Raw genomic sequence first — 24,516 nt, forward strand, 5'->3', positions numbered from 1 at the left:
GGGGTCAGCCGGCGCCCGGCATCACTCCGCCGCCCTTGAGCCGTTCGATGTCGGAGGCGCGGACCTGGATCACGAAGAGGGCGACCAGGGCGCCGACGGCGGCGAAGATCGCCGCCGTGACGAAGCCCGCGGAGACGCCGGAGGTGAGGACCTGGTCGCTCCAGGGGGGCGGGAGCTGTCCGGTCTTCGCGAACTGGGCCTTCTCCAGCGGTCCGGCCTGCGAGAGGAAGGCGGGGACCTGCTTCTCCGCCTCGTTGCGGCTGGCCGTGCCGAAGACGGTCACCAGGATCGAGAGGCCGAGCGAACCGCCCACCTGCTGCATGGCGTTGAGCAGGCCTGACGCGGCACCGGACTCCCTCGGCTCGACGTTCGACAGCGCCATGATGGTCAGCGAGACGAACATCAGGCCCATGCCGAGGCCGAAGACCAGGATCGGTCCGAGGATGCTGCCCGCGTAGGTGGAGTTCACATCGGTGAGCGTCAGCCAGGCCAGTCCGGCCGCGGCGAGCACCGAGCCGGTCACCATGAAGGGTTTGGGGCCGTACCGGGGCAGCAGGTTGGACGTGAAGCCGGCGCCGACCGCGATGATCGCGCTGACCGGCAGGAACGCGAGGCCCGTCGTCAGGGGGCTGAAGCCCAGCACCTGCTGCACGAAGAGGGTGAGGAAGAAGAACATCCCGAAGATGGCCGCCGCCAGGCAGAGCATGATGACGTAGGTGCCCGAGCGGTTGCGGTCGGCGAACATGTGCAGGGGCGTGATGGGCTGCTGGGAGCGCCGCTCGATGAGGATGAACGCGGCCAGGAGGACGATCGCGGCGGCGAACGAGCCGATCGTGTAGGGGTCGCTCCAGCCTTCCTGCGCGGCCCGGATGAATCCGTACACCAGCGCCACCATGCCGAGCGTCGAGGTCAGCGCGCCGGCGAGGTCGAAGTGGCCCGGGTGCCGCTCGGACTCCTTGACGTGACGCGGCGTGAGGAGGGCGATCAGCACGGCGATCGGGACGTTGACGAAGAAGATCCAGCGCCAGTCCAGCCATTGGACGAGCATGCCTCCGGCCACCAGGCCGATCGCGCCGCCGCCCGCCGAGACGCCCGCGAAGACGCCGAAGGCCCGGTTGCGTTCCGGGCCTTCGTCGAACGTCGTGGTGATGAGGGAGAGCGAGGTGGGCGAGGCGATCGCGCCGCCGACGCCCTGGAGAGCCCGGGCCGCGAGGAGTTGCCACTCGCTCTGCGCGAGCCCGCAGAAGAGGGAGGCGAGTCCGAAGAGCAGCACGCCGAAGATGAAGACGCGTCGTCGGCCCAGGATGTCGCCGGTCCGGCCGCCGAGGAGCAGCAGTCCGCCGAAGGTGAGCGTGTAGGCGTTGACGACCCAGGACAGGCTGGTGGTCGAGAAGTCCAGCGCCGTCTGGATGTGCGGGAGGGCGATGTTCACGATGGTGATGTCGAGGACCACCATCAGCTGACAGGAGGCGATCACGAACAGGGCGATGCCTTTGCCGTCTCCGCCCTTCTTCGGGGGGGCGGTCTGCGCAGGTGTCGTCGGCTTGGGTGTACTCATGTGGCGCCTCGGGCCTCGCCTGGTGAGTGTGCCGTGGGCCGGTCAGTCCACCTTTCGACACTAAGCCCGGCCCGGGCGGGTGACCAGTTGATCAAGCGGGTGCGGGTTCGTCGAGGACCGCGAAGCCGTCGAGCTCCACCAGGGCCTGCTCGTCCCAGAGGCGTACGACTCCGATGACGGCCATCGCCGGGTAGTCGCGGCCCGCCAAGCGGCGCCAGATCCGGCCCAGTTCGTGCGCGTGGTCGCGGTAGCCGGGGACGTCGGTGGTGTAGACGGTGACGCGGGCGAGGTCGGCGGGGGTGCCGCCGGCGTGCCGCAGGGCGGTGAGCAGATTGCCGAGGGCGGTGGTGAACTGCTCGGTGATCCCCTCCCCCACGACCTTGCCCTCGGTGTCGAGGGAGGTCTGTCCCGCGAGGAAGACGAGCCGGGAGCCGGTGGCGGTGACGGCGTGGGAGAAGCCGGTGGGCGGGGAGAGTTCGGCGGGGTTGTGGCGGTGCAGGCTCATGCGGTCGCCTCCTTCGGCTCCTTCGGCTTCTCCGGGGCGTACGGGTCCCCCAGGGGGCGCCGCTCGGCGGGCGGCACCTCGGTGGACCGCCGCTCGCCGGGCGGCACCTCGGTGGGCGGCACCTTCGCGTACAGCTCCTTCGCGATGATCGTGCGCTGCACCTCCGTGGCGCCCTCGTAGATCCGGGGTGCGCGGACCTCCCGGTAGAGGTGTTCCAGGAGGTGGCCGCGCTGGAGGGCGAGGGCGCCGTGCAGCTGGACGGCGGCGTCGACGACGTACTGGGCGGTCTCGGTGGCGAGGAGCTTGGCCATGGCGGAGCGGCGGGGGACGTCGGGGTCCCCCTCGTCGTACGCGACGGCCGCCGCGTACACCAGGAGGCGGGCGGCCTCGGTGCGGGTCGCCATCTCGGCGACGCGGTGCGAGACGGCCTGGAGGTCGGCGAGGACGCCGCCGAAGGCGGGGCGGGCGGCGGTGTGGGCGAGGGCCGCGTCGAGGGCGGCCTGGGCCATGCCGACGGCGAAGGCGCCGACGCTGGGCCGGAAGAGGTTGAGGGTGTTCATGGCGACCCGGAAGCCCTTGTCGGGTTCGCCGAGGAGGTCCTCGGGACCGACGGGGACGCCGTCGAAGGTGAGGGTGCCGAGGGCGTGCGGGGCGAGCATGTCGAGCGGTTCCCCGCCGAGTCCCGGGCGGTCGGCGGGGACGAGGAAGGCGGTGACGCCGCGTGCGCCGGCGCCCCGGGTCGTGCGGGCGAAGACGGTGGCGAAGTCGGCCTCGGGGGCGTTGGAGATCCAGCGCTTCTCGCCGTGCAGGCGCCAGCCGCCGCGGCCGTCGGGGACGGCGTCGAGGGCGAGGGCGGCGGCGTCGGAGCCGGCGTCCGGCTCGGAGAGGGCGAAGGCGGCGACGGCGCGTCCGGCGGTGGCCTCGGGGAGCCAGCGGGCACGCTGGGCCGGGGTGCCGAAGGCGGCGACGGGGTGGGTGCCGAGGCCCTGGAGGGCGAGGGCGGTCTCGGCCTCGGTGCAGGTGCGGGCGAGGGATTCGCGCAGGAGGCAGAGGTCGAGGGCGCCGGCCTCGAAGAGGCGGGCGAGCAGGCCGAGCTCGCCGAGGGCGGCGACGAGGGGGCGGTTGACCCTGCCGGGTTCGCCCTGGTCGGCGAGGGGCTTGAGGCGCTCGGCGGCGAGCGCGCTGAGCTCCCTGCACCAGGTGGTCTGTGCCGGATCGAGCGAGAATGCGGGCATGTGGGCCCTCTCCGACGCCCTCGGGCGCCCTCGTCGCGGCGCCGTCCGGCGCCGTTGTCGCGAACCGTTGACTGTCGTCACTAACACGATACGCTCGTGGAGCGACGGACGACCCCACCACGACAGGGGGACGGACTCATGGAGCTGACGCCCTCGGCCCACCTCGACACGTTCGCCCGCGACCGGCTGCCGCCTCCCGACCGCTGGCCGCACCTCGTCTTCGACCTCCCCGAGCTCCGCTACCCCGACCGGCTCAACTGCGGAACGGAACTCCTCGACCGCACGGTGGAACGGTTCGGCGCCGACCGGCCCGCCTTCCACGACGGCGAGGGCGGGATCTGGAGCTACGGGGAGCTCCGCGACCGGGTGGACCGCATCGCCCACGTCCTCACCACCGACCTGCGGGTCCTGCCCGGCAACCGGGTCCTCCTGCGCGGCCCCACCACCCCCTGGCTCGCCGCCTGCTGGCTCGCCGTGATGAAGGCCGGCGGCGTCGCCGTCACCGTCCTGGCCCAGCAGCGCGCCCCCGAACTCGCCGTGATGGCCGAAGCCGCCCGCTGCACCCACGCGCTCTGCGACGCGCGGGTGCTGGACGAGCTGCTCGCGGCCCGGACACCCGGGCTCCGGATCACCCCCTTCGGCGGGGACGGACCGGACGACCTGCTGGCCCTCGCCGAGCGCCGGCCGGGCCCGTACGAGGCGGTGGCGACCGCCGCCGACGACGTGGCCCTGATCGCCTTCACCTCCGGCACGACCGGGCGGCCCAAGGGCTGCGTCCACTTCCACCGGGACGTCCTGGCCGTCGCCGACACCTTCTCCGCGCACGTCCTGCGCCCGCTGCCCGACGACGTCTTCGCCGGCTCTCCGCCGCTCGCCTTCACCTTCGGCCTCGGCGGGCTCGTCGTCTTCCCCCTGCGGGCCGGGGCGAGCGCGGTCCTCCTCGAACAGGCCGGGCCCAAACAGCTGCTCGCGGCGATCGAGCGGCACCGGGTGTCGGTGCTCTTCACCGCCCCGACGGCCTACCGGGTCATGCTGGAGGAGCTGACCCAGGGCACGGCCCCGGAGGTGGCCTCGCTGCGCCGCTGCGTCTCGGCCGGCGAGAACCTGCCGGAGGCGACCTGGACGGCCTGGTACGCCCGGACCGGACTGCGCCTGATCAACGGCATCGGCGCCACCGAACTGCTGCACATCTTCATCTCCGCCGCCGACGGCGACATCCGCCCCGGCACCACGGGCCGTCCGGTGCCCGGCTGGCAGGCCAGGATCGTCGACCGCGACGGCAAGGGCGTCCCGGACGGCGAGGAGGGGCTGCTCGCGGTGCGCGGCCCGGTGGGCTGCCGCTATCTGGCCGACCCCCGCCAGGAGGAGTATGTCCGGGACGGCTGGAACGTCACGGGCGACACGTACGTCCGCGAGCCCGACGGCTGGTTCCGCTACGTCTCACGGGCCGACGACATGATCATCTCGGCCGGGTACAACATCGCCGGGCCCCAGGTCGAGGAGGTGCTCCTGGACCACCCCGACGTGGTGGAGACGGCGGTGGTCGGGCGCCCGGACGAACTGCGCGGCCAGGTCGTCGTGGCGTACACGGTGGTGCGGGACGGCGTGCCGCGCGACGCGAGCACCGCCGCCGCGCTGCGGGCCTTCGTCCGCGCCCGCATCGCGCCGTACAAGTCGCCCCGGGAGATCGTCTTCCTCGACGCGCTGCCGCGCACGGCGACGGGGAAGCTCCAGCGCTTCCTGCTGCGGGACCCGGCGTGACCGGCGTGACGTGTCCACCACCCCCTAAAGTGATCACGTGGCCGAGCAGCACACTCCCCGATCCCTGATCGTCTCCTTCTACGGCGCCTACGGCCGTGCGCCCGACGAGTCGCCGGTGCCGGTGGCCGCGCTCATCCGGCTGCTCGGCACGCTCGGCGTCGACGCGCCCTCGGTGCGTTCCTCGGTGTCGCGGCTCAAGCGGCGCGGTCTGCTGCTGCCGGGCCGGACGGCGGGCGGCGCCGCCGGGTACGCCCTGTCGGAGGACGCCCGGCGGCTCCTGGACGACGGCGACCGCCGGATCTACGCCCGTACGGAGCCGAAGCTGTCCGAGGGCTGGGTCCTGGCCGTCTTCTCGGTGCCCGAGGCCGAGCGGCACAAGCGGCACCTGCTGCGCTCCCGGCTCGCCCGGCTGGGCTTCGGCACGGCGGCGCCGGGCGTCTGGATCGCGCCCGCCCGGCTGTACGAGGAGACCCGGAACGCCCTGGAGCGCCTGGAGCTCTCCCCGTACGTGGACCTCTTCCGCGGCGACCACCTGGGATACACGGCGACGGCCGGGGCGGTGGCCCGCTGGTGGGACCTGCCGGCGATCGCCGGGCTCCACGAGGAGTTCCTCGCGGCCCACGAGCCGGTCCTGCGGGCCTGGCGGACGGCCCCGGCGGACGCCGAGGACGCCTACCGGGACTACCTCCTCGCCCTGGACTCCTGGCGCCGGCTGCCCTACGCGGACCCGGTGCTCCCTGCGGAGCTCCTGCCCGACGACTGGCCGGGCCGCCGCTCGGCGGAGGTCTTCGCGGCCCTGCACGAGCTGCTGCGGGACCGGGGCGCGGAGTACGTGCTGCCGTTCCTGGCGGACGGCTAGGGGGCGTCTTGTCGATCAGGCCGGGCCCCGCGAGCCCGGCCTGATCCGAAGAACAGGCCTCAGCGCCGTACCGACAGCGCCCGGAGCAGGCAGATCAGGCCCGCCGTGCCCAGGACCGCGCGGACGACGTTCCACGCCACCCAGGGGCCTTCGAAGGCGGCCCGTGCGGCGGCCGGGTCCTTCGTCGCCGCGAGCGCGTCGTTGAGGGGGACGTTGGCCGCCGAGGTGACCACGAGGACCGCCAGGCCGAGGACGAACCCGGCGAGGGTCCAGAGCCTCGCCGGGCCGGCCCGGTGCTGCCAGGCGGCGACCGCCGTGAGGACCGGCACCCCGAAGAACGGGGTGAAGAACACGGGGTTCTGGATCACGTCGTTGATGTTCCGCATCACCTCGACGTAGACCCGGTCGTCGCTGCGCGCCAGCGCCGGCATCACCGAGCAGACGTACGCGAACCACACCCCCGCCAGCAGTCCCGTCGTCGCCGTCGCCGCGCCGAGGACCGCTCCGGCGCCCTTCTTCCCGCCCCTGTTCTCCGTCATGCCCCCATTCAAGGGCGCGGGCGGTGCGCGGACCATGGCCGTGCGTCGCACCCGCATGCGCGTGCGTCCAGGGTCCTCACTCCCGGCGGCCGGTGGGCGGGCGGCGGCTGCCCGCGCGGTACGGGGCGGGCCAGGGGGCGGCCGGGCCCCGGTACTCCTGCTCGGCCGCCGCGTGCAGGGTCCAGTGCGGGTCGTAGAGGTGCGGGCGGGCGAGGGCGCAGAGGTCGGCGCGGCCCGCGAGGAGCAGGGAGTTGACGTCGTCCCAGGAGGAGATCGCGCCGACCGCGATCACCGGGACGCCGAGCTCGTTGCGGATGCGGTCGGCGTAGGGCGTCTGGTACGAGCGGCCGTAGGCGGGCTCCTCGTCGGGGACGACCTGCCCGGTGGAGACGTCGATCGCGTCGGCTCCGTGGTCCGCGAAGGCGCGGGCGATCTCGACGGCGTCCGCGGCGGTCGTGCCGCCCTCGGCCCAGTCGGTGGCCGAGATGCGGACGGTCATGGGCCGGTCGGCCGGCCAGGCCTCCCGCACCGCGTCGAAGACTTCGAGGGGGTAGCGGAGCCGGGCCGTGAGGTCGCCGCCGTAGGCGTCGGTGCGGTGGTTGGTGAGCGGGGAGAGGAAGCCGGAGAGCAGATAGCCGTGGGCGCAGTGCAGTTCGAGGAGGTCGAAGCCGCTGCGGGCGGCCCGGCGGGCGGCGGCGGTGAACTGCTCGCGCACGGTGGTGAGGCCGGCGCGGTCGAGGGCGGCCGGCGTCTGGTTGACGCCGGGCCGGTACGGGAGGGGCGAGGCGGCGACGAGCGGCCAGTTGCCCTCGGGCAGGGGCTGGTCGATGCCCTCCCACATGAGGCGGGTGGAGCCCTTGCGGCCCGAGTGGCCGAGCTGGACGCCGAGCGCGGTGCCGGGTGCCGAGGTGTGGACGAAGTCGGCGATCCGGGTCCAGGCGGCGGCCTGTTCGTCGGTCCAGAGGCCGGTGCAGCCGGGGGTGATGCGGCCCTCGGGGCTCACGCAGACCATCTCGGTCATGACGAGTCCGGCGCCGCCGAGGGCCCTGGAGCCGAGGTGGACGAGGTGGAAGTCGCCGGGGACGCCGTCCTCGGCGACGTACAGGTCCATGGGGGAGACGACGACCCGGTTCCGCAGGGTCAGTCCGCGCAGCCGGAAGGGGGTGAACATGGGCGGGGTGCCGGGCGGGCAGCCGAAGTCCTCCTCGACGGCGGCGGTGAAGGCGGGGTCGCGCAGCCGCAGGTTGGCGTGGGTGACGCGGCGGCTGCGGGTGAGCAGGTCGAAGGCGAAGCGGCGGGGCGGCCGGTCGACGTGGCCGGCGAGCTCCTCGAACCAGCGGAGGCTGGCGCCGGCCGCGCGCTGGGTGGACTCGACGACGGGACGGCGCTCCGTCTCGTACGCGCCCAGCGCCTCGTCGAGGTCGGGGTGGGCGTCGACGGCGGCGGCGAGGGCGACGGCGTCCTCGACGGCCAGTTTGGTGCCGGAGCCGATGGAGAAGTGCGCGGTGTGGGCGGCGTCGCCGATGAGCACGGTGTTGCCGTACGACCAGCGGGCGTTGGCGACGGTGCGGAAGGCGGTCCAGGCGGAGTTGTTCGAGCGGAGCTCCCGGCCGCCGAGCGCCTCGGCGAAGACCTTGGCGCAGCGGGCGGTGGACTCGGCCTCGTCGAGCTCGTCGAAGCCGGCGGCCCGCCAGACCTCCTCGCGCATCTCGACGATGACGGTGGAGGAGTCGGCGGAGAAGGGGTAGGCGTGGAGCTGCATCACGCCGTGCTCGGTCTCGGCGATCTCGAAGCGGAAGGCCTCGAAGGGGAAGTCGGCGGCCAGCCAGATGTAGCGGCAGCGGTGGGGGGTGATCCGGGGGCGGAAGTGCGCGGCGTGGATCTCGCGGGTGCGGCTGTGGACGCCGTCGGCGGCGACGACCAGGTCGTGGCCGGCGGCGAGGACGGCGGGGGGCGGGGCCTCGGTGCGGAAGCGGAGCCGTACGCCGAGCTCGGCGCAGCGGGCGTGCAGGATCTCCAGGAGCCGGCGGCGGCCGAGGGCGGCGAAGCCGTGGCCGGTGGAGGTGGTGCGGTGGCCCCGGTGGACGACGTCGATGTCGTCCCAGCGGACGAGCTCGCCGCGGAGCGCCCCGTACACGACGGGGTCGGCGTCCCGGATGCCGCCGAGGGTCTCGTCGGAGAGGACGACGCCGAAGCCGAAGGTGTCGGAGGGGGCGTTCCGCTCCCAGACGGTGACCTCGCGGGCCGGGTCCTGCCGCCGCAGCAGGGCGGCGGCGTAGAGGCCGCCGGGGCCGCCGCCTATGACGGCGACGCTCCGGGGCCCCCGGGCCGGGGTCATCAGCGGCCCCGCCACTTCGGGGGGCGCTTCTCGGTGAAGGCGGCGTGGAACTCGGCGTAGTCCTCGCCGTTCATCAGGAGCGCCTGGGTGGCCGCGTCCAGTTCGACGGCGGCGGCGAGCGGCATGTCGAGCTCGGCGGTGAGCAGGGCCTTGGTCTGGGCGAGGGCGAGGGCGGGTCCGTCCGCGAGGCGGCGGGCGAGGGCGGCGGCGCGCTCCCCCGCCTCGCCCTCCTCGGTGAGCTCGCTGAGGAGCCCGATGCGCTCGGCCTCGGCGGCGTGGACGGGCTCGCCCAGCATGAGGAGTCGGGTGGCGTGGCCGAGTCCGACGACCCGGGGCAGCAGATAGGCGGCGCCCATGTCGCCGCCGGAGAGGCCGACCCGGGTGAAGAGGAAGGAGAAGCGGGTGGTGGGGTCGGCGATCCGGAAGTCGGCGGCGAGCGCGAGGACGGCCCCGGCGCCGGCGGCGACGCCGTGGAGGGCGGCGACGACGGGGAAGGGGCATTCGCGGATGGCGCGGACGACCTGGCCGGTCATCCGGTTGAAGTCGAGGAGCCGTGCGGTGTCGAGGGCGAGGGTGGCGCCGATGATCTCGTCCACGTCGCCGCCCGAGCAGAAGCCGCGGCCTTCGCCGCCGAGGACGAGGGCGCGGACGGCGCGCTCGCGGGAGAGCTCGGCGAGGAGGTCGCGCAGGTCGGCGTAGGCGCCGAAGGTGAGGGCGTTGAGTTTCGCGGGGCGGGCCAGGGTGACGGTGGCCACGCCCTGGTCGATGTCGAGGCGCAGGTGCTGCCAGCGTGTCGTGCGGGGCGCGGAGCCGGTAAAGGGGCTCATTCGAGGGGCCTCCTTCCTCCGCAGGGAGGGTATCACCGTACTGTGACTGTCGTCACGAGTACGCGATAAGGCCGACCCGGGGCGCGGAGCCGCCCCTCCCGGGTCACGGACGACCGACGACCCGGGCCCCGCCAGGAGGGCGGGGGTGCCCCGGGAAGCGGATTTTGCACCTCGTAAGGTTGAAACCAGGACGTCTCGGGGCGTCCTCGCCCCCACGCCCGCCCGCCCGCCCCCGTCCGCCCGTCGGTGAAGGGAGCCGCCGCACATGCCCGAGACCCCGACCGGACCGGCCACCTCCTGGCGCGTCCGGCTGCCCCACACCACCGCCGCCGTGCCGATGGCCCGCGCCCTGGTCCGCACCGCGCTCACCGACACCGCCCCCGAGGCGGACGACCGCCCCGACACCGACACGGCGGAGCTCCTCACCGCCGAGCTCGTCGCCAACGCCGTCGAGCACACCACCGGCACCGGCCCCATCGAGCTGGTCGTCGAGCTGCTCCCGGCGCCGGGCGGCTGCCAGATCGAGGTCCACGACTCCCGGCCCGCCCGCGCCGGCGACCTCGTCTGCCCCGACCCGGAGGTCGGGGTCGACCCCTGGCAGGAGCACGGCCGCGGCCTCCTGCTGCTCCGGGCGCTCAGCGGCGACTGCGGCCACCGCCCCACCGCGCACGGCAAGGCGGTCTGGTTCACGCTCCCGGGGATACCGGCCCAGCGGCGGCGCCGGGCGGGCTGACGGGCCGCGAGGCGCTACTCGCCCGCCGGGCCGGCCAGCGTCGCGACCAGGACCGCCTTGATGGTGTGCATCCGGTTCTCGGCCTCGTCGAAGACGACCGAGTGCTCCGACTCGAAGACCTCGTCCGAGACCTCCAGCTCGGTCAGGCCGTGCCGGGCGTGGATGTCCCGGCCGACCGCCGTGCCCAGGTCGTGGAAGGCGGGCAGGCAGTGCAGGAACTTGACGTCCGGGTTCCCCGTGGCGCGCAGCACGTCCATCGTCACGGAGTACGGGGCGAGGGCGGCGATCCGCTCGTCCCAGACCTCCTTGGGCTCGCCCATGGAGACCCAGACGTCGGTGACGACGAAGTCGGCGCCCGCGACGCCCTCGGACACGTCCTCGGTGAGCGTGATCCTGGCGCCGCCGGCCTCGGCGAGCTTGCGGGCCGCGGCGACGACGTCCTCGGCCGGCCAGTACGCCTTCGGCGCGACGATCCGGACGTCCATGCCGAGCAGGGCGCCGGTGACCAGGTAGGAGTTGCCCATGTTGAAGCGGGCGTCACCCAGGTAGGCGAAGGCGATCTCCTCCAGCGGCTTGTCCGCGTGCTCGGTCATGGTGAGCACGTCGGCCAGCATCTGGGTGGGGTGCCAGTCGTCGGTGAGGCCGTTGAAGACGGGCACGCCGGCGAAGGCGGCGAGCTCCTCGACCGCGGCCTGGCTGTCCCCGCGGTACTCGATCCCGTCGAACATCCGGCCGAGGACGCGGGCGGTGTCCTTGACCGACTCCTTGTGGCCGATCTGGGAGCCCGAGGGGTCGAGGTAGGTGGTGGAGGCGCCCTGGTCGGCGGCGGCGACCTCGAAGGCGCAGCGGGTGCGGGTCGAGGTCTTCTCGAAGATCAGGGCGATGTTCCTGCCACGCAGCCGCTGCACCTCGGTGCCCGCCTTCTTGGCGGCCTTGAGCTCGGCGGCGAGCGCGATCAGGCCGCGGAACTCCTCGGCGGTGAAGTCCAGCTCCTTGAGGAAGTGGCGGCCGATGAGGTCTGTGGCCATGGGACGCGCTCCTGTGGGTACGGGTCGGGAGGACGGCGGTCGGGACCCTGGAAGTGTATACACACTTCAACATTTCTATACAGCCCCTCCCTTCCGTGACCTTCGCCGCCCCGGACGGCGTCCCGGACCTCCGCCCCTCAGGCGGCGTCCCGCTCCACCGGACAGCTCATGCAGCGCGGACCGCCCCTCCCCCGGCCCAGCTCGCTGCCGGGGATCTCGATCACCTCGATGCCCTGCTTGCGCAGATGCGTGTTCGTCGTGACGTTCCGCTCGTACGCGACGACCACCCCCGGCTCCACCGCCAGCACGTTGCACCCGTCGTCCCACTGCTCCCGCTCGGCCGCGTGCACGTCCTGGGTCGCCGTCAGCACCCGGATGTCCTGGAGCCCGAGGGCCGCCGCGATGGCGCTGTGCATCTGCTCCGGCGGATGGTCGGTGACCCGGAGGGACTGCCCCGCGTCCCCCGGCTCGATCGTGTACGAGCGGAGCATCCCCAGACCCGCGTACTGCGTGAAGGTGTCCTGGTCGACCATCGTCATCACCGTGTCCAGGTGCATGAACGCCCGCCGCTTCGGCATGTCCAGCGCGATGATCGTGCGCGCCGACCCCGCCGCGAACATCCCCCGGGCGAGCATCTCCACCGCCTGCGGCGTCGTCCGCTCGCTCATCCCGATCAGCACGGCGCCGTTCCCGATGACCAGGACGTCCCCGCCCTCGATCGTCGACGGGTAGTCCGCCTGCCCCTCCGACCAGTGGTGGAAGGCGCCCGCCTCCGGGCCCGTGAACAGCGGATGGTGCTTGTAGATCGCCTCGAAGTGCACCGTCTCCCGCTGCCGGGCCGGCCAGCGCATGGCGTTGATGGAGACGCCGTCGTAGATCCAGGCCGAGGTGTCCCGGGTGAAGAGGTGGTTCGGCAGCGGGCCGAGGACGAAGTCGTCCAGCTCCAGGGCGTGGAAACGGACCGAGGTCGGCTCCCGGTGCACCGCCAGGAACTCCCGCTTCGTCATGCCGCCGACCAGCGCCTCGCCGAGTGCGGCCGCGTCCAACGAGTCGAAGGCCGCGCGGAGGTGATCGGCGGCCAGCGGCCCGTACTCCTTCTCGTCGAAGACCCGGTCCAGGACCAGCGCGCGGGCCGCCGGCACCTCCAGGGCCTCGCGCAGCAGGTCCCCGAAGAGGTGCACCTCCACCCCCCGGTCGCGCAGCACGTCGGCGAAGCCGTCGTGCTCCTGCCGGGCCCGGCGCACCCACAGCACGTCGTCGAAGAGGAGGGCGTCCTTGTTGGACGGAGTGAGCCGCTTCAGCTCCAGATCGGGCCGGTGCAGGATGACGCGGCGCAGCCGCCCGGTCTCGGAATCGACATGGAATCCCATGCGCCCATCCTGACGGAGCCGGGCGGCCCTGGCCCGTCTTTCGACGCGCTCACCCCGCCGCCCCCGCGGTCAGGTGACCCACTGGGCCACGCCGATCAGCACGATCGCGATCACCAGCACCCCGATCAGGAACGCGGCCCGGCGCAGGAAACGGCGGGTGTAGCCGTTGCCGAGGTCGTCCGGGCCGGCGGGCGCGGGGGACGGGGGGTCCGGGCGGTGCGCGGTGCGCGACATGCCGTACGCCTCCTTCAGGAGCGTCAGCCAGACCGCGTCCGGCAGGCCCGGCCTGTCCCCGTCGACGATCAGCCAGAACGCCTCCCGGGCGGACGGCTCCGGGCTCGTACGGAGCCGCGACAGCAGCTCGGCGACCGTGCCGACCGGGGCGTCGCCGCCGCCGAGCAGGGGACGGACCGCCCAGCGGTGCAGCTCGGCGGCGTTGGCCGCGCGCTGCTCCTCCGGCGGCTCGGAGGGGTCGTCCCGTGCGGTGGGCGGGGGGACGGCCCACAGCTCCCGGGCGATCGCCACCTCGCAGAGCTCCCGGCGCATCGGATGACCCCAGGACGGCAGGCGCCGGGCGACCTCCCGGAGCAGGACGGTGACGACGGCGTACGCCTGGGGCCGGCGCAGCGCCTCCAGCAGCTCCCGGCTGCCGCCCTTCACGACGAGCTCCCGCGCCTCCTCCACGCTCCGCACGGTCGGCAGCTTGTGCACGAGCGAGGTCTCGGCCGCCCGCTCCCTCGGCCGGCGCCGCACGCCCTTGCCGGGCCCGGTCCACTGCGGCCCGACGAGCGGCAGCACGGGCCGGGGGTAGGCGACCGGACGGGACCCGTCGGCGGGGCGGGGCGCGGGAGCGGGAGCGGGAGCGGGAGCGGGAACGGAGGGAGGCGCGGGCGGCAGCGGGGGCTCGGGGGCGTACGCGGGCGCCCGACCGGAATCGGCTGGCGGCTCGGGTGCGAGTCCGTCCGGGGCCCACGAGGCCCCCCGGGCGCCGTCGGGGTCCGGACGCCGGTCGGGCGGGCCGGGACGCTCCGCCCGCCCCGGCCCGTCGGGCGTCCCCTCGGGCGTCCCGTCAGCCGTCCCGTCGGGCGTCCCCTCGGGCCGGACGGCCGGGCCCGCCCCGGATCCCCCGGGCCCCGGATACCGCGAGCCCGACAGGTCGGAGTACCCGTCACTCGCCTGCTCGGGACGCCGGGGAGCCGACGGGCCCGGGTGCCGGGGCCCCTGGAACTCCGTCCCCCGACCGTCCGGGAAGCCCTGCTCACGGGGGGCCGGGGCGCGCTGCCCCCGAGGGTCCGGGGTGCCCTGCCCCAGACGCCCACCGGCGTCGTCGTACCGAGGGTCCGGGGCGTCCTCGTACCGCCGGCCCGGGGCGTCCTCGTACCGCCGGCCCGGGGCGTCCTCGTACCGCCGGCCGCCAGCGTCTTCGTCCCAAGAGCCCGGGGTGCCCTGACCCCGGGGGCCCGGGGTGCCCCGGTCCCTCAGGTCCGGGGCGTCCTCGGCCCAGGGGTCCGGGGTGCCCCGGCGCCGAGGAGCCCGGGTGCCCGGGTCGTCCTCGGCCCGAGGATCCGAGGGGCTCTGCCCGCGAAGGCCCGGGTTGCCCTGCTCCCCGGGGCCCGAGGCCTCCTGCCCCCGGGGGTCCGGCACCGCGCGGTCCCGACGACCACCGGCACCCCCGTACCGACGGCCCGGCACGTCCTCGTCCCGGGGAGCCCGGGTGCCCGGCACGTCCTCGTACCGAGGATCCGAGGTGCCCTGGCCCCGGGGAGCCCGGGCGCCCGGCGCGTCCAGGTCCTGGCGGCCTCCGGCACCCCCGTACCCGGCGCCTCGCGCGTCCTCCTCCCGGGAGTCCGGCGGGGCCTGTTCCCGCCGGTCCCCGGTGCCCCGGGCGTCCTCCTCCCAAGAGCCCGGCGAGGGTTGCTCCCGGCGTCCCCCGTACCCGGCGCCCGGCCCGGTCTCGTCCCGGGGGGTCCGCGGCTCCTCGTACCCGGGGCGCGGCGTGGTCCGGTCCCGCCGGGCCCCGTAGCCCGGGCCGGTCCCGGGCCGGGGGTCCGGTGCGGTCCGGTCCCAGGGAGTGGGCGTCCCCCGGTCCCGGTCCTCGGGCTCCGGGGGGAGCGGCTTCCTCCGGCGGGAGGCGTTCGTGCGGGGGTCGACGGCGTCCAGGCGGTCGGCGGCCCGGGACGCCGTCTCCAGGAGCGGGCCCCGGTAGGTGGCGGCGGCGGTGCGGAGGGCCCTGCCGATCACGCGGTCGCGGCCCTTCCCCTCCTCGACCTCCCACAGGTGGTGGCGGACGAGCCGGGCCGCGACCTCCTCCGCCCGGTCGCCGCACCGCTCGCGCGGGTCGACGCGGCGCCGCTCGGTGTTGCGGCTCGCCGCGCCGGACCAGCGGCCGACGAACACGAAGCGGAGCGAGGGCAGTTCGGCCGTGTCGTGGGTGGCGAAGGTCCACGGTCGCCTGGTGAGCGCGCCGAGCATGCCGTGCAGCCCCCACAGGACGGGGCAGGCGGTGTCGCCCCGTTCGTCGAGGACGGTGAACAGGTCGTCGGGGTGGCGCAGGAACTCCGCGACCGCGCCGACGAGTTCCTCCGCCGCGTGCGGCAGGAGCCGGTCGAGCTCCGCCGGCCCCGCGCGGCCCGCGGCGGGGAGGAGGGCCTCCGCCGGGACCACCGGCAGCGGCCCCCGCGCCTCGGCGGCGTTCGCGGCGCCGTCCCAGTCCCAGCCGTGGAGCCCGAGGCAGACGGCGGGGGCGAGGAGGGCGGGCGCGCCGACGAGGGCGTGGCAGAGCACGGACGCCCTGCCGTCGGCGTCCGTGAAGGGCGCGCGCCGGACGAGCATCACGTGGTCGCGCCGCCGGAGCCGGATCAGGGCCGGCCGGGTCTCGTCCCCGCTGGCCCGCAGGACGGGGCCGGAGAGCTGGAAGAGGTTCTCGGTCTCCTCCCGGGACCCGGACCAGGCGACGGGCCCGAAGCCGGTGTTGCCGGTGAGGTTCTCGCTGTCCCAGCGGAAGACGATCTGGTCGGCCTCGTTCTCCGTCCGTGTCATCGGACGATCCCCTCCCTAGGTTCCGCCCCGGGCAGCAGCCCGCACAGGGCGAAGAGCGACAGCAGCGGCGCGAGGACCCGGCGCGGCCGGGCCCCGTGCGGGAATCGGTCGCCGCGCGCCTGCCCGCCGGTGGCGGCGACGAAGTGCAGGGTGCAGTCGGCGCAGTCGTCGAAGGGCTTGAGCCAGGCGGCGCTGGCGTGGTGGGCGAGGAAGGCGTACGCGTCCCGGCTCTCCTCGTGGAGCGCGGCGGGGTCGTGGCGGCCGGGCAGCGCCCGGCCGAGCCAGCGGTCGACGACGGGTTCGAAGCGGACGAGGTCGCTCTTGTTGACGGCGAGCGCGGCGGGCGCGGCGACGAGTCCGCCGCGCTGCCGGGGGATGCGGTTGAGCACGGTGGTGAAGGCCTCGTCGCCGAGGTCGCGCCGCCGCAGCCCGCTCTGTTCGCGCACCGGGTCGAGTCCGGGCAGCCGGAGGGCGCGCAGCGGGTCCAGGACGAAGACGAAGGCGTCCACGCCCATGAGGAAGCGGCCGACCTCCCCGTCCTGGGCGAGGTCCTCGCCGGCGAGGTCGAAGAAGACGACGGGGCGGGGCCGCGCGCCGCCCGCCGAGACGAGCAGCCCGTCGGCGAAGCGCGCGAAGGTCTGCTGTCCGGTACGGCCGAGCTGCCGCCCCTGTTGGAGGCTCTGGACCCGTTCGCGCAGATAGGTGCGGTGCGCTTCGGGGTTGAGCGGCCGGCATTTGAGTCCGTACGGTTCGAGGCCGCCGAGTTCGACCTCGCCGAGCATGGCGGCGAGGAGGTGGGTCTTGCCGACGGAGGAGCTGCCGACGAGGGCGACGGAGAGCGGTTCGCCGTTGGTGAGGTAGGGGACGGGCAGTTCGTGTTCCTCGTCGCCGTCCACGGTGTGCGGGCACAGGTGGTAGGCCTTGCGCAGGGCGTCCGCGACGTGGCCGGGGCGGCGCTCGGCGCTGAGGTCGAGCGGGATCCGGTTGCCCTTGGCGTCGATGGTGACGAGCAGCCGCTCGTCGTACTCGACGGGGAGCAGGCAGTGCGGGCACATGCGGCCGCGCGGCGCCGGGGGCGGCGCCGGTTCGGGCGTCACGGCGGGGGCGGCGGGCCGGAAGGCGTCGCCTCCGCCGCCGAAGATCCGGTCGCGGAGGGAGGGACGCGAGGGCCGCGGGTCCGGCGGGGGCGGTTCCGCCACGTCCCGGTGGGGTTCGCCGCCGGGCGGGGCGCCGCCGGTGACCGCGCGTTTCCTGGCGATCTGGTGGTCGTACTCGGTGCGCCACCGGTCGAGCGGGTCGGCCGGCCCGATGCCGGTGGCGAGCGGGTCGGGGACGTGCAGCAGCCGCATGAGCTCGGCCGGCCGGGGCCGGTCCGCCGCGCGCGCGGCGAAGAGCCCGCCCTGTCCGAGGGCGGCGAGACGGCGGTAGTCGGCGAGGTCGGCGGGAGGTCCCTCGCCGCGGTCGGGGCGGCCGGCGAGGAGGTAGTAGGCGAGTTCGGCGACGGACCACAGGTCGTCGCGCGGGTCGGCGACGCCCTGGCCCGCGCGCTGTTCGGGCGAGGCCCAGGGGGCGCCGCCGAAGGGTTCGCGGGCCTCCCCGGCGCGCTGCGCGGCGTACGGTTCGCAGAGCCGGACCCGGGCGCCGTCCCACCGTACGGTGTCGGGCGCGATGGCCCGGTGCACGAGGTCGGCCTGGGCCAGGAGCCGTACGGCCATGGCGAGTTGGCCGGTGATGCGCTCCTGGTCCTCGGCGCCGAGCCGCCCGGCCCACTCGGTCAGCGGGCGTCCGGTCGGCGGCCGGTACAGCACGAAGGGTTCGGCGGCGGTCAGGTCGAAGCCGACGATCCTGGCGAAGACCGCGCCGAACTTCGCGCCGCCGTAGCGGCGTTCGAGGGCGACGGCGGCGGCCGTCTCCCGTTCGAGGAGGGCGTAGGCGTGCGGATCGCCCTGTGCGGACGCCGCCAGCCGGTACTGGAGGACGTGCGCGCCCGCGCCCAGGGTCGCCCGGCGCGCGAGGACGCCGGGGCGGCCGGGCGGCCGGTGGTCCTCGCCGTAGCGCACGGCGAAGCGCACCGGCGCCTCGCGGGGGGTGAGGAACTCCAGCTCCTGGTAGTACGGATGGGACGGCGGGGTCGGCTCGCTCAGGTGGTCGGGGTGGTCCGGACCGAGCGGCTGGTTCGGGTCGCCCGGGTGGTCCTGGCCCGTCGGAGGGGTCGGGCCCGTCCAGTGGTCCGGGTCGCTCGGGTGGTTCGGGTCGGTCACGGTTCTCCCGCCTCCTCGGCGCGGACGGTGTGCACGACGTCCGCGCGCAGCGGTACGAGACGGAGGATGCCGGCGTGCCGTCCCGCGCCGGTCCACACCACGTCCTCGGCGGTGCCCCGCCAGATGTCGTCCCCGGCGGCGCCGCGCCGCATCGCCTCGGGCACGAAGCGGACCTGACGGGCGGCGAGCGGATCGTGGGAGAGCAGCCGCAGGTGCTCGGGGCCGCACAGCGCGACCGTACGGCCCGGGTCGTCCTCGGCCAGGAGCAGCCGGGCCACCGCGTCGGCGGCGACGCCGGTGAGACGGGCCGCGTCGGGCCGGTCGGAACGGTCGGTGAACACCGCGAGGGAGGCGAGCGCGTCCGGGTCGCGGAGACCCTCGTACCGGGGCGGCGGCGAGGCGGCCACGTCCCGCTCCAGACGGAGCCGGGTCTCGTCCAGGAGCTCGGAGAGCCGCTGCTCGTGACCGGCGCGCGCGAGGGCGCCGGGATCGCGCTCGATGCCCGCCCAGCACCGGTCGAGGATCAGGACGGTCCCGGCGACCAGGTCGCCGACCAGGGTGTCGACGAGCGCGGGGCCCCCGTCCCCGTACCGCCGCTCCAGCCAGCCGGGCGCGGGGCCGGACAGGGGTCCGTCGCCGGAGCTCCCGGTGTCCCGGCCGGGCGGGTCGTACGGGGGCGGGGACTCCGGGGCGGCGGGCCCGGCCGCCGCCCCGGCCGGGTCGGACCAGAGGTCGTCCTCCGTGCCGTCCCCCCAGGCCTCCGTCCCCTCCCCCCAGTCGTCCCCGTCGTCCCGCCAGTCCTCCCAGCTCCAGGAGGCCGCCCCGGTCTCCCGGGCCGGCGGCTCGGCCTCCGGCCGGTCGCCCTTCCGCACCGCGTGCGGCTGCCCGTGCGCGTCGGCGGTCTCCGCGAGGCCCCGGAGCAGCCCGGCGACGGCTCCCGCCCCGGCCGAGCAGTGGTGCCGCACCTCGGCGAAGAGCCAGTCGTGGACGGCGGTCGTGACCACCAGCTCCTGGATCTCCCGCAGGATCCGCCAGGCCTCCTCCGGGTCCGCGCGCGCCCACCACTCGTCCACGGCCCGGCTCCAGTCGCGCAGCGCGAGCAGCACGACGGCCGCCACGGCCACGGTCGCCGCCACCGCCGCCGCCCAGAGGGGCAGGTCCAGGAACGAGCCGAGGCCCGCCCCGACGAGACCGCCGAGCAGCCCGCCGAAGAGCCGGGGCGCCGCGCCCGTGGCACCACCGCCGTCGATCCTCCCGTCGGGCGAACGGTTGGGCCTGCGCCGCAGCATCAGGTGCGCGAGCCCGGCGGCGAGGACGCCGACGGCCGGACCGAGGGCCCAGCCGAGCACCGGCCAGACGCCGGCGAGCAGCGCGAGCAGCCCGGTGACGGCGAAGGCCACGGGGCGCGAACCGCCCGCCGTGAAGGGGTACCGGGCGCCGAGCCGCCGCAGCCGCTCGGGCCCGCAGATCGCGTCGAGCCGGGCGAGGCGGGCCGCGCTGCCCACGGGCGCGGTGCGCGCGGACAGCGCGGACAGCCGGGCCGCCACGGACCGCAGCGGCAGCCCCTTGCCGATCAGGTCGTGGGTGAGGTCGCGCAGCGCCGGGACGATCCCGGCCCGGGAGATCTCCCGCGGCAGCTCCGGCAGTTCGACGCCCCGCTCGCGCAGCACCCCCCGGTGCTCGGCGGTGAGCCGGGTGCCGCCCGCCGCTCCGAACGCGTCCGCGACGGCGGTGCGGAACCGGTCCAGCTCCTCCGTCACCCGCTCCAGGTCCGCCGGCAGGTCGACGCTCCGGCCGGCCCCGGTGAGGAGACCGGCCGGGCCCCGGACCCGGTGGTAGCCCTCGACGGCCTCGCCGACCGCCGCGTCGCAGGCGGCGAGCCCGGCTCCCGCCCGGCCCTGGGGCGGCAGCCACCGGTGCCCGGACAGGGAGCGCGGCACGCCCTCGTCGAGGAGGAGCGCGAGTGCGCCGGGCACCTGCTCGGCGGAGACGCTCCCGGCCGGGACGTCCGGTCCGGCCAGGCCCTCCAGGGCCTGCCGCCAGGCCCGCGCCCTGGCCTCGTCGGTGAGGTCGTGCTCCAGGACCCGCACGGCGGGCACGGCGACGCCGTGCACCACCTCGCCCAGCGCGCGCAGGACGGCGTCGAAGACCTCCGGCGTGGACAGGACGTCGACGAGCGGGCGCAGGACGGCCTCGCCCGGCACGCCGTCCTCCGTGGAGTCGAAGACCCACAGGACGCCGGCGGCGGGCGGGCGGAGGGTGAGGGAGCGGCTCAGGGTCCGTTCGCCCCGGGCTCCGACCGCCAGGCAGACGACGTGCGCGGGCCCGTAGGAGGAGAGGCGCTCGTAGAGCAGCTGGTGGGCGACGAGCCGGTCGGCCTCGTCGACGACGAGGAAGCGCCGCTCGCCGCCGGGCTGCGGGACGTCCAGGGCCGCGCGGACGGCGGCCTCGGCGTCGTGCGCCCCCGCGGGCGGCGTGCGCAGGTCGAGGCAGACGGCGTGGCCCGGCAGCGGCCGTTCGGGAAGGACGGGAAGGGCTCGTGGGTTCACTCCGCCTCACCGGCCCGGTCGCGGTGGTACGGCTCGTCGTCCTCGGCCCCGAACTCCGGGCCGTGGTCCTCCTCGTACGCGGGCCCGAAGTCCGGCTCGGGCTCCAGCTCCCAGTCCCCCTCGTAGGCGGACGCCCCCGAGGGGGCGGTCCGGTACGCGTACCCGGCCCGCGGGTCCCGCGGATCCCGCCGTGCGCGGTCGTCGTACCCGGCACCGTCGTCGTACCGGGGTCGGGACCCGTAGCCGGCGTCGTCCTCGTAACCGGCGTCGTCCTCGTAACCGGCGTCGCCCTCGTAGCCGGTGTCCTCCTCGTACCCGGGGCGGGACTCGGGCGCGGGCCGGGGCTCGTACCCGGCGCGGTCGTCGTAGCGGGTGTCGTCGTCGTACCCGGCGCCGTCCTCGTACCCGGCATCGTCCTCGTGGCCCGGCCGGGGCTCGGGCGCGGACCGGGGTCCGTGCCCGGCGCCGTCGTCGTGCCGGCTCCAGGACGCGTACCCGTCGTCGTACCGGCGGCGGGGCACGTGCCCGGATCGGGGCCCGTGCCCGGCGTCGTCCTCGTGCCCGGGGCGGGGGCCGTACCCGGTCCCCGCTCCGGACCGTGCGTCCTCCCCGTACCGTGCCTCCTCCCCGTGCCCGGTGCGCGGCCCGTACCCCGGGCGCGGCCCGGGGCCGGTGCGCGGATCGGGCTCCTGGCGGGCCCTCGGGAGGGGGCCGGGCCGGCGGCCCTGCGGGCGGCCCGGGGCCTGGCCCTGTCCCCGGCCCCGGCCCTGGTCCCGGCGCGGGGCGTGGCGTTCGTACAGGGCGCGGAGGCTGGCACGGGTCGCGCGGGCCGCGCTCGGGAAGCGCATGTCGAGGGCGCCCGGGTAGGTGACCTCCCAGAAGTGGCGGAGCGGGGCCAGCCATTCGCTGTCCGCCGGTCCGTACTCGGCGGCGATCCGGTCGATCAGGCGGAGCTGGCGCGGGGCGATGTGCTCGACGAAGTGGGTGAAGAGCCGTGAAGGGGGCGCCGGGACCTGGGCGAGGCCCTTGGGCAGGGCGCGCATGAGCCGTTCGCAGAACTGCTCGATGATCTGGCCCTCGTCGAGCAGCGCCGAGCGTTCGTACGCGCGCAGCAGCCCCGCCCAGCTGGAGAGCGAGCCGTCGAAGCCCTCCAGGCGCAGCGACATGGTCGCGGACTCGCCGTCCTGGAGGCTGATCCGGACGAGGTGGGGCGAGTCGGCCGGGCCCTCGGCGGCGACGTGGCCGTTCCACATCGCGCACAGCAGCCGGTGGAGGATGCGCTGGCGGTCCGGTTCGGTGGAGACGAGCCAGTCGTCCTGGTAGCCGAGCCGCTGGCGCCAGTGCAGGAAGTCGTCCTCGCCGCCGGAGTCGCGGGCCTCGGACCAGAGGCTGAGGACGCCGCGGACCTCGGAGATGTCGGTGAGGTTCATGCCGCTGCGGAAGAAGACGACGGTGATGGAGTCGGTGTCGACGGCCCGGCACTCGGGGAACACCCGTGCGGGCAGGTTGAGTTCCTGCGCGAGGAAGTCGGCGGCCCGGCCGTCCGACTCGCTCGCCGGGTGCACGATGAGGATCTTGAGCGGGCCGCTGCCGTCCGGGATGAAGCCGACGGGAAGGAGTCCGGCGAGCCGGGCGCGGAACTGGTCGAGCCAGCGCGGGTCGACCTTCGCCTCGGCGGTCTCGTCGCCCGCGGCGGCCCGCAGCAGCAGCTCCATGGAGGGCAGCAGGGGGCGGGCGAAGACGTCCTCGTTGGCCTCGCCGAAGAGGCGCTTGACCCGCCGCTCGACGACCTGCTTGATCTCCTTCACGGCCGCCCCGGAGGAGCGGCGGACCGCGTCGAGGGCGCGCCGCCAGTCGTCGGGCCTGACGATCCGGTCGAGGAGGGTCGCGGCGTCGGTGGTCTCGGGGAGGCCCTCGCTCTGGGCGAGCCGGTCGACGACGTCGTCGTAGAAGGCGCGCAGGGTGTTCTGCGGGGGCAGCAGGTAGGCGATGCCGGCGCGGTCGTCGCGGTAGAGCTCGCGGCGGCTGTCGGCGAAGGACTTCGCCTCGTCCTGCTCGTGGGCGCGGAGCACCTTGGTGAGTTCGGCGACCTCGTTGGTGACGCGGTTGAGGGAGGGCCGCCACTGGGCCTCTCCGGCCTGCCAGCCGCGGTGCCAGAGGACGCGGGCGCGCCACTGGTACCAGGCCTGCTGCGCGGCGAGCGTGTCCTGGACGTCGGGATCGGTCCACCGGGCCGGTACGACTCCGCCGACGCTGCGCTTGATGTGGGGGATGTTGGGGGCGGCGGCCTGGACGTTCGGGGGCCGTTCGGGGTCGTTGCGCCGGTTGTCGAGCATGCCGGTGAAGCCTTCCCTGGCCACCCGGTCGGGGTGGCCGGGAAGTCCGGCGAGGACGGTCTCCAGCTGGAACGGGCCTATGGTGCCGAGGAGTTCGCGGGCTCCCGCGCCCGGCCTGAAGTCCTCGGTGAGGCGCGGGATCTCGCGGGAGAGGTGGACGTCGAGGCGCTGGAGCGAGTCCTCCATGTCGCCCAGCCGCCGCCGGAGTTCCTGGGTGATGTCGCGGCTGCCCCGGGGCAGCTGCTCGGGCAGGGGCACGTCCGGTGCCTCGCGGCTCCACAGGCGGCCGACGCCGGAGCGGGTGAAGAGCTCCCGGACGAGGTCCTGGCCGTCCCGGGCGGGCCGCCGGGCGCGTTCGGACATGCCGCGGACGGCCTGGGCGAGGAGCCGGGCGGCGACGATCTCGGCGAGGTCGTCGACGGGGACGGTGAGGGAGGCGGCGAGGCTGGTGGACATGCCCCGGTAGCCGATGCCGGTACGGGCCGGGGTCGCGCGTTCCACGCTCTTGTTGATGAAGCTGGCGGCGAAGGACTGGTAGTCGTCCTCCGCGCGGTTGACCGAGCCGCTGTCCTCGCCCAGTTCGGTGCCGATGAGCGACATCACCATGGCGGTGATGGAGCGGCGGAGGTCCTCGGTGCCGATGACGGCCGGCTTGGAGAAGAGGAAGGCGGTCTGCATGGTGGCGGGGCGCAGGGCGACGACCCCGTCGCCCGGGTAGGTGACGCTGAGCCGGCCGTGCTCCTCGACGTCGCCGAAGGTGGTGAGGGCGTCGGGCACGTTCTGGTCGTCGACGAGCCGCGAGAGGTCCACGAGGGCGCGGGCGGCGTTGAGTTCGGCCTCGCGGCCGCCGCCGGCCTCGGGCGGGAAGGCGGAGGGCATGACGACGAGCGGGTAGATCTTGACGCCGGGCACCTTGGCGTTGCGGAACTCGTGCCCGATGAGGTGGATGAAGTCGTAGAAGATGCCGGCGCCGGTGCCTCCGGCGACGGAGAAGGCGACGAAGACGTCGCAGCCCCGGATGCGGCCGCCGCCGACCCGCTTGAGGTCGCCGGCCGCCTGTCCGATGGCGCCGATCGCCTCGCGGAGCTGCCGCAGGACGGGTTCGAGGCCGGAGCGGACGGTCGCGAAGAGCGCGGCGCGTCCGACGGTCGGCAGCTGCCCGGCGCCACTGTTGAGGGGGGCGACGCGCGGCTGGCGGGCCTGGGGCGGCAGCCAGTTCCGGGTCTCCTCGGGGACGGAGACGCGCAGCATGCGGGTCACCTCGGGCGAGGAGTCGAAGTCGGTGGGCAGCAGGTCGCGGACCATGCGGGAGGTGCGGGCGAAGGCGGCGCCCTCGGCGCCCTTGGCCCGGAACTGGGGCTGGCTCAGCAGCTCGCCCTCGCTGAAGTCGGCGTAGACGAACTGGAGGCAGTCGGGCAGCTGGAAGGGCAGCCGGCGGCCGCCGTCGACGAGGTCGGTGCCGTCGGGGCCGCACAGCTCCCGGCGCAGTTGCCGTTCGAGTTCGCTGCCGATCCTTCCGCCGGTGCCGCCGAGTCCGACGAAGAGCATGGGCTGGTAGATCTTCATGTCGTCTCTCCT

At 75.2% G+C, this 24,516-nt stretch carries 15 protein-coding genes; 3 read left to right on the plus strand and 12 right to left on the minus strand.

The genetic code is table 11. From position 1 onward, the window contains the following. Window positions 1–4 precede the first annotated feature (4 nt). The 3 genes from ACFYUZ_RS34320 to ACFYUZ_RS34330 all read right to left on the minus strand — a co-directional run bounded on the left by ACFYUZ_RS34320 (window position 5) and on the right by ACFYUZ_RS34330 (window position 3,298). Complete coding sequence (locus tag ACFYUZ_RS34320) at window positions 5–1,558, minus strand: MFS transporter (RefSeq protein ID WP_389315930.1); 1,554 nt, start codon at window positions 1,556–1,558, stop codon at window positions 5–7. Between the two features lie 91 nt (window positions 1,559–1,649). Further along, complete coding sequence (locus ACFYUZ_RS34325) at window positions 1,650–2,063, minus strand: RidA family protein (protein WP_389315932.1); 414 nt, start codon at window positions 2,061–2,063, stop codon at window positions 1,650–1,652. Next, entirely contained in the window at window positions 2,060–3,298 is a 1,239-nt protein-coding gene (locus ACFYUZ_RS34330) for an acyl-CoA dehydrogenase family protein (RefSeq protein ID WP_389315934.1), read from the minus strand. The genes ACFYUZ_RS34325 and ACFYUZ_RS34330 overlap by 4 nt, the downstream gene beginning before the upstream one ends. A gap of 138 nt (window positions 3,299–3,436) precedes the next feature. On the opposite strand from ACFYUZ_RS34330, the gene ACFYUZ_RS34335 reads away from it, so the two are divergent. Beyond that, window positions 3,437–5,059, plus strand: coding sequence for an AMP-binding protein (locus ACFYUZ_RS34335; protein WP_389316018.1), 1,623 nt, complete (start codon window positions 3,437–3,439; stop codon window positions 5,057–5,059). Window positions 5,060–5,096: 37 nt separating this feature from the next. Continuing rightward, the gene (locus tag ACFYUZ_RS34340; RefSeq protein WP_389315936.1) at window positions 5,097–5,918 is read left to right on the plus strand and encodes a PaaX family transcriptional regulator C-terminal domain-containing protein; all 822 of its coding nucleotides are present in this window, start codon (window positions 5,097–5,099) and stop codon (window positions 5,916–5,918) included. 59 nt (window positions 5,919–5,977) lie between these two features. On the opposite strand, the gene ACFYUZ_RS34345 is transcribed toward ACFYUZ_RS34340, so the two are convergent. The 3 genes from ACFYUZ_RS34345 to ACFYUZ_RS34355 form a co-directional block, all read right to left on the minus strand. Further along, window positions 5,978–6,457, minus strand: coding sequence for a DUF1772 domain-containing protein (locus ACFYUZ_RS34345; RefSeq protein ID WP_389315937.1), 480 nt, complete (start codon window positions 6,455–6,457; stop codon window positions 5,978–5,980). Window positions 6,458–6,533: 76 nt separating this feature from the next. Next, window positions 6,534–8,795 (minus strand): bifunctional salicylyl-CoA 5-hydroxylase/oxidoreductase, encoded by a 2,262-nt coding sequence (locus ACFYUZ_RS34350; protein ID WP_389315939.1) that lies wholly within the window; start codon window positions 8,793–8,795, stop codon window positions 6,534–6,536. Beyond that, on the minus strand, window positions 8,795–9,622 hold the full coding sequence (locus ACFYUZ_RS34355; protein WP_389315941.1) for an enoyl-CoA hydratase family protein: 828 nt from the start codon (window positions 9,620–9,622) through the stop codon (window positions 8,795–8,797). Before ACFYUZ_RS34355 ends, ACFYUZ_RS34350 begins: the two co-directional genes overlap by 1 nt. Window positions 9,623–9,887: 265 nt before the next feature. On the opposite strand from ACFYUZ_RS34355, the gene ACFYUZ_RS34360 reads away from it, so the two are divergent. Next, window positions 9,888–10,355, plus strand: a complete 468-nt coding sequence (locus ACFYUZ_RS34360) for an ATP-binding protein (RefSeq protein ID WP_389315943.1) — start codon at window positions 9,888–9,890, stop codon at window positions 10,353–10,355. Window positions 10,356–10,369: 14 nt separating this feature from the next. Here the strand turns inward: ACFYUZ_RS34360 and argF are convergent, their stop codons facing one another. The 6 genes from argF to ACFYUZ_RS34390 all read right to left on the minus strand — a co-directional run bounded on the left by argF (window position 10,370) and on the right by ACFYUZ_RS34390 (window position 24,504). After that, window positions 10,370–11,383: an ornithine carbamoyltransferase gene (argF, locus tag ACFYUZ_RS34365; protein WP_389315945.1), complete on the minus strand. Its 1,014-nt coding sequence runs from the start codon at window positions 11,381–11,383 to the stop codon at window positions 10,370–10,372. A 137-nt stretch (window positions 11,384–11,520) separates the two neighbouring features. After that, the gene (locus ACFYUZ_RS34370) at window positions 11,521–12,753 is read right to left on the minus strand and encodes an arginine deiminase (protein WP_389315947.1); all 1,233 of its coding nucleotides are present in this window, start codon (window positions 12,751–12,753) and stop codon (window positions 11,521–11,523) included. Window positions 12,754–12,822: 69 nt separating this feature from the next. Beyond that, complete coding sequence (locus ACFYUZ_RS34375) at window positions 12,823–15,792, minus strand: hypothetical protein (protein WP_389315949.1); 2,970 nt, start codon at window positions 15,790–15,792, stop codon at window positions 12,823–12,825. Then, window positions 15,789–18,053 (minus strand): hypothetical protein, encoded by a 2,265-nt coding sequence (locus ACFYUZ_RS34380; RefSeq protein WP_389315951.1) that lies wholly within the window; start codon window positions 18,051–18,053, stop codon window positions 15,789–15,791. Before ACFYUZ_RS34380 ends, ACFYUZ_RS34375 begins: the two co-directional genes overlap by 4 nt. Then, entirely contained in the window at window positions 18,050–20,602 is a 2,553-nt protein-coding gene (locus tag ACFYUZ_RS34385; protein ID WP_389315953.1) for a hypothetical protein, read from the minus strand. The genes ACFYUZ_RS34380 and ACFYUZ_RS34385 overlap by 4 nt, the downstream gene beginning before the upstream one ends. After that, on the minus strand, window positions 20,599–24,504 hold the full coding sequence (locus tag ACFYUZ_RS34390; RefSeq protein ID WP_389315955.1) for a tubulin-like doman-containing protein: 3,906 nt from the start codon (window positions 24,502–24,504) through the stop codon (window positions 20,599–20,601). The genes ACFYUZ_RS34385 and ACFYUZ_RS34390 overlap by 4 nt, the downstream gene beginning before the upstream one ends. Between the last annotated feature and the right edge of the window lie 12 nt (window positions 24,505–24,516).

Origin of the sequence: Streptomyces sp. NPDC004266, from assembly GCF_042874095.1 — a bacterium.
Taxonomy (GTDB): Bacteria; Actinomycetota; Actinomycetes; order Streptomycetales; family Streptomycetaceae; genus Streptomyces.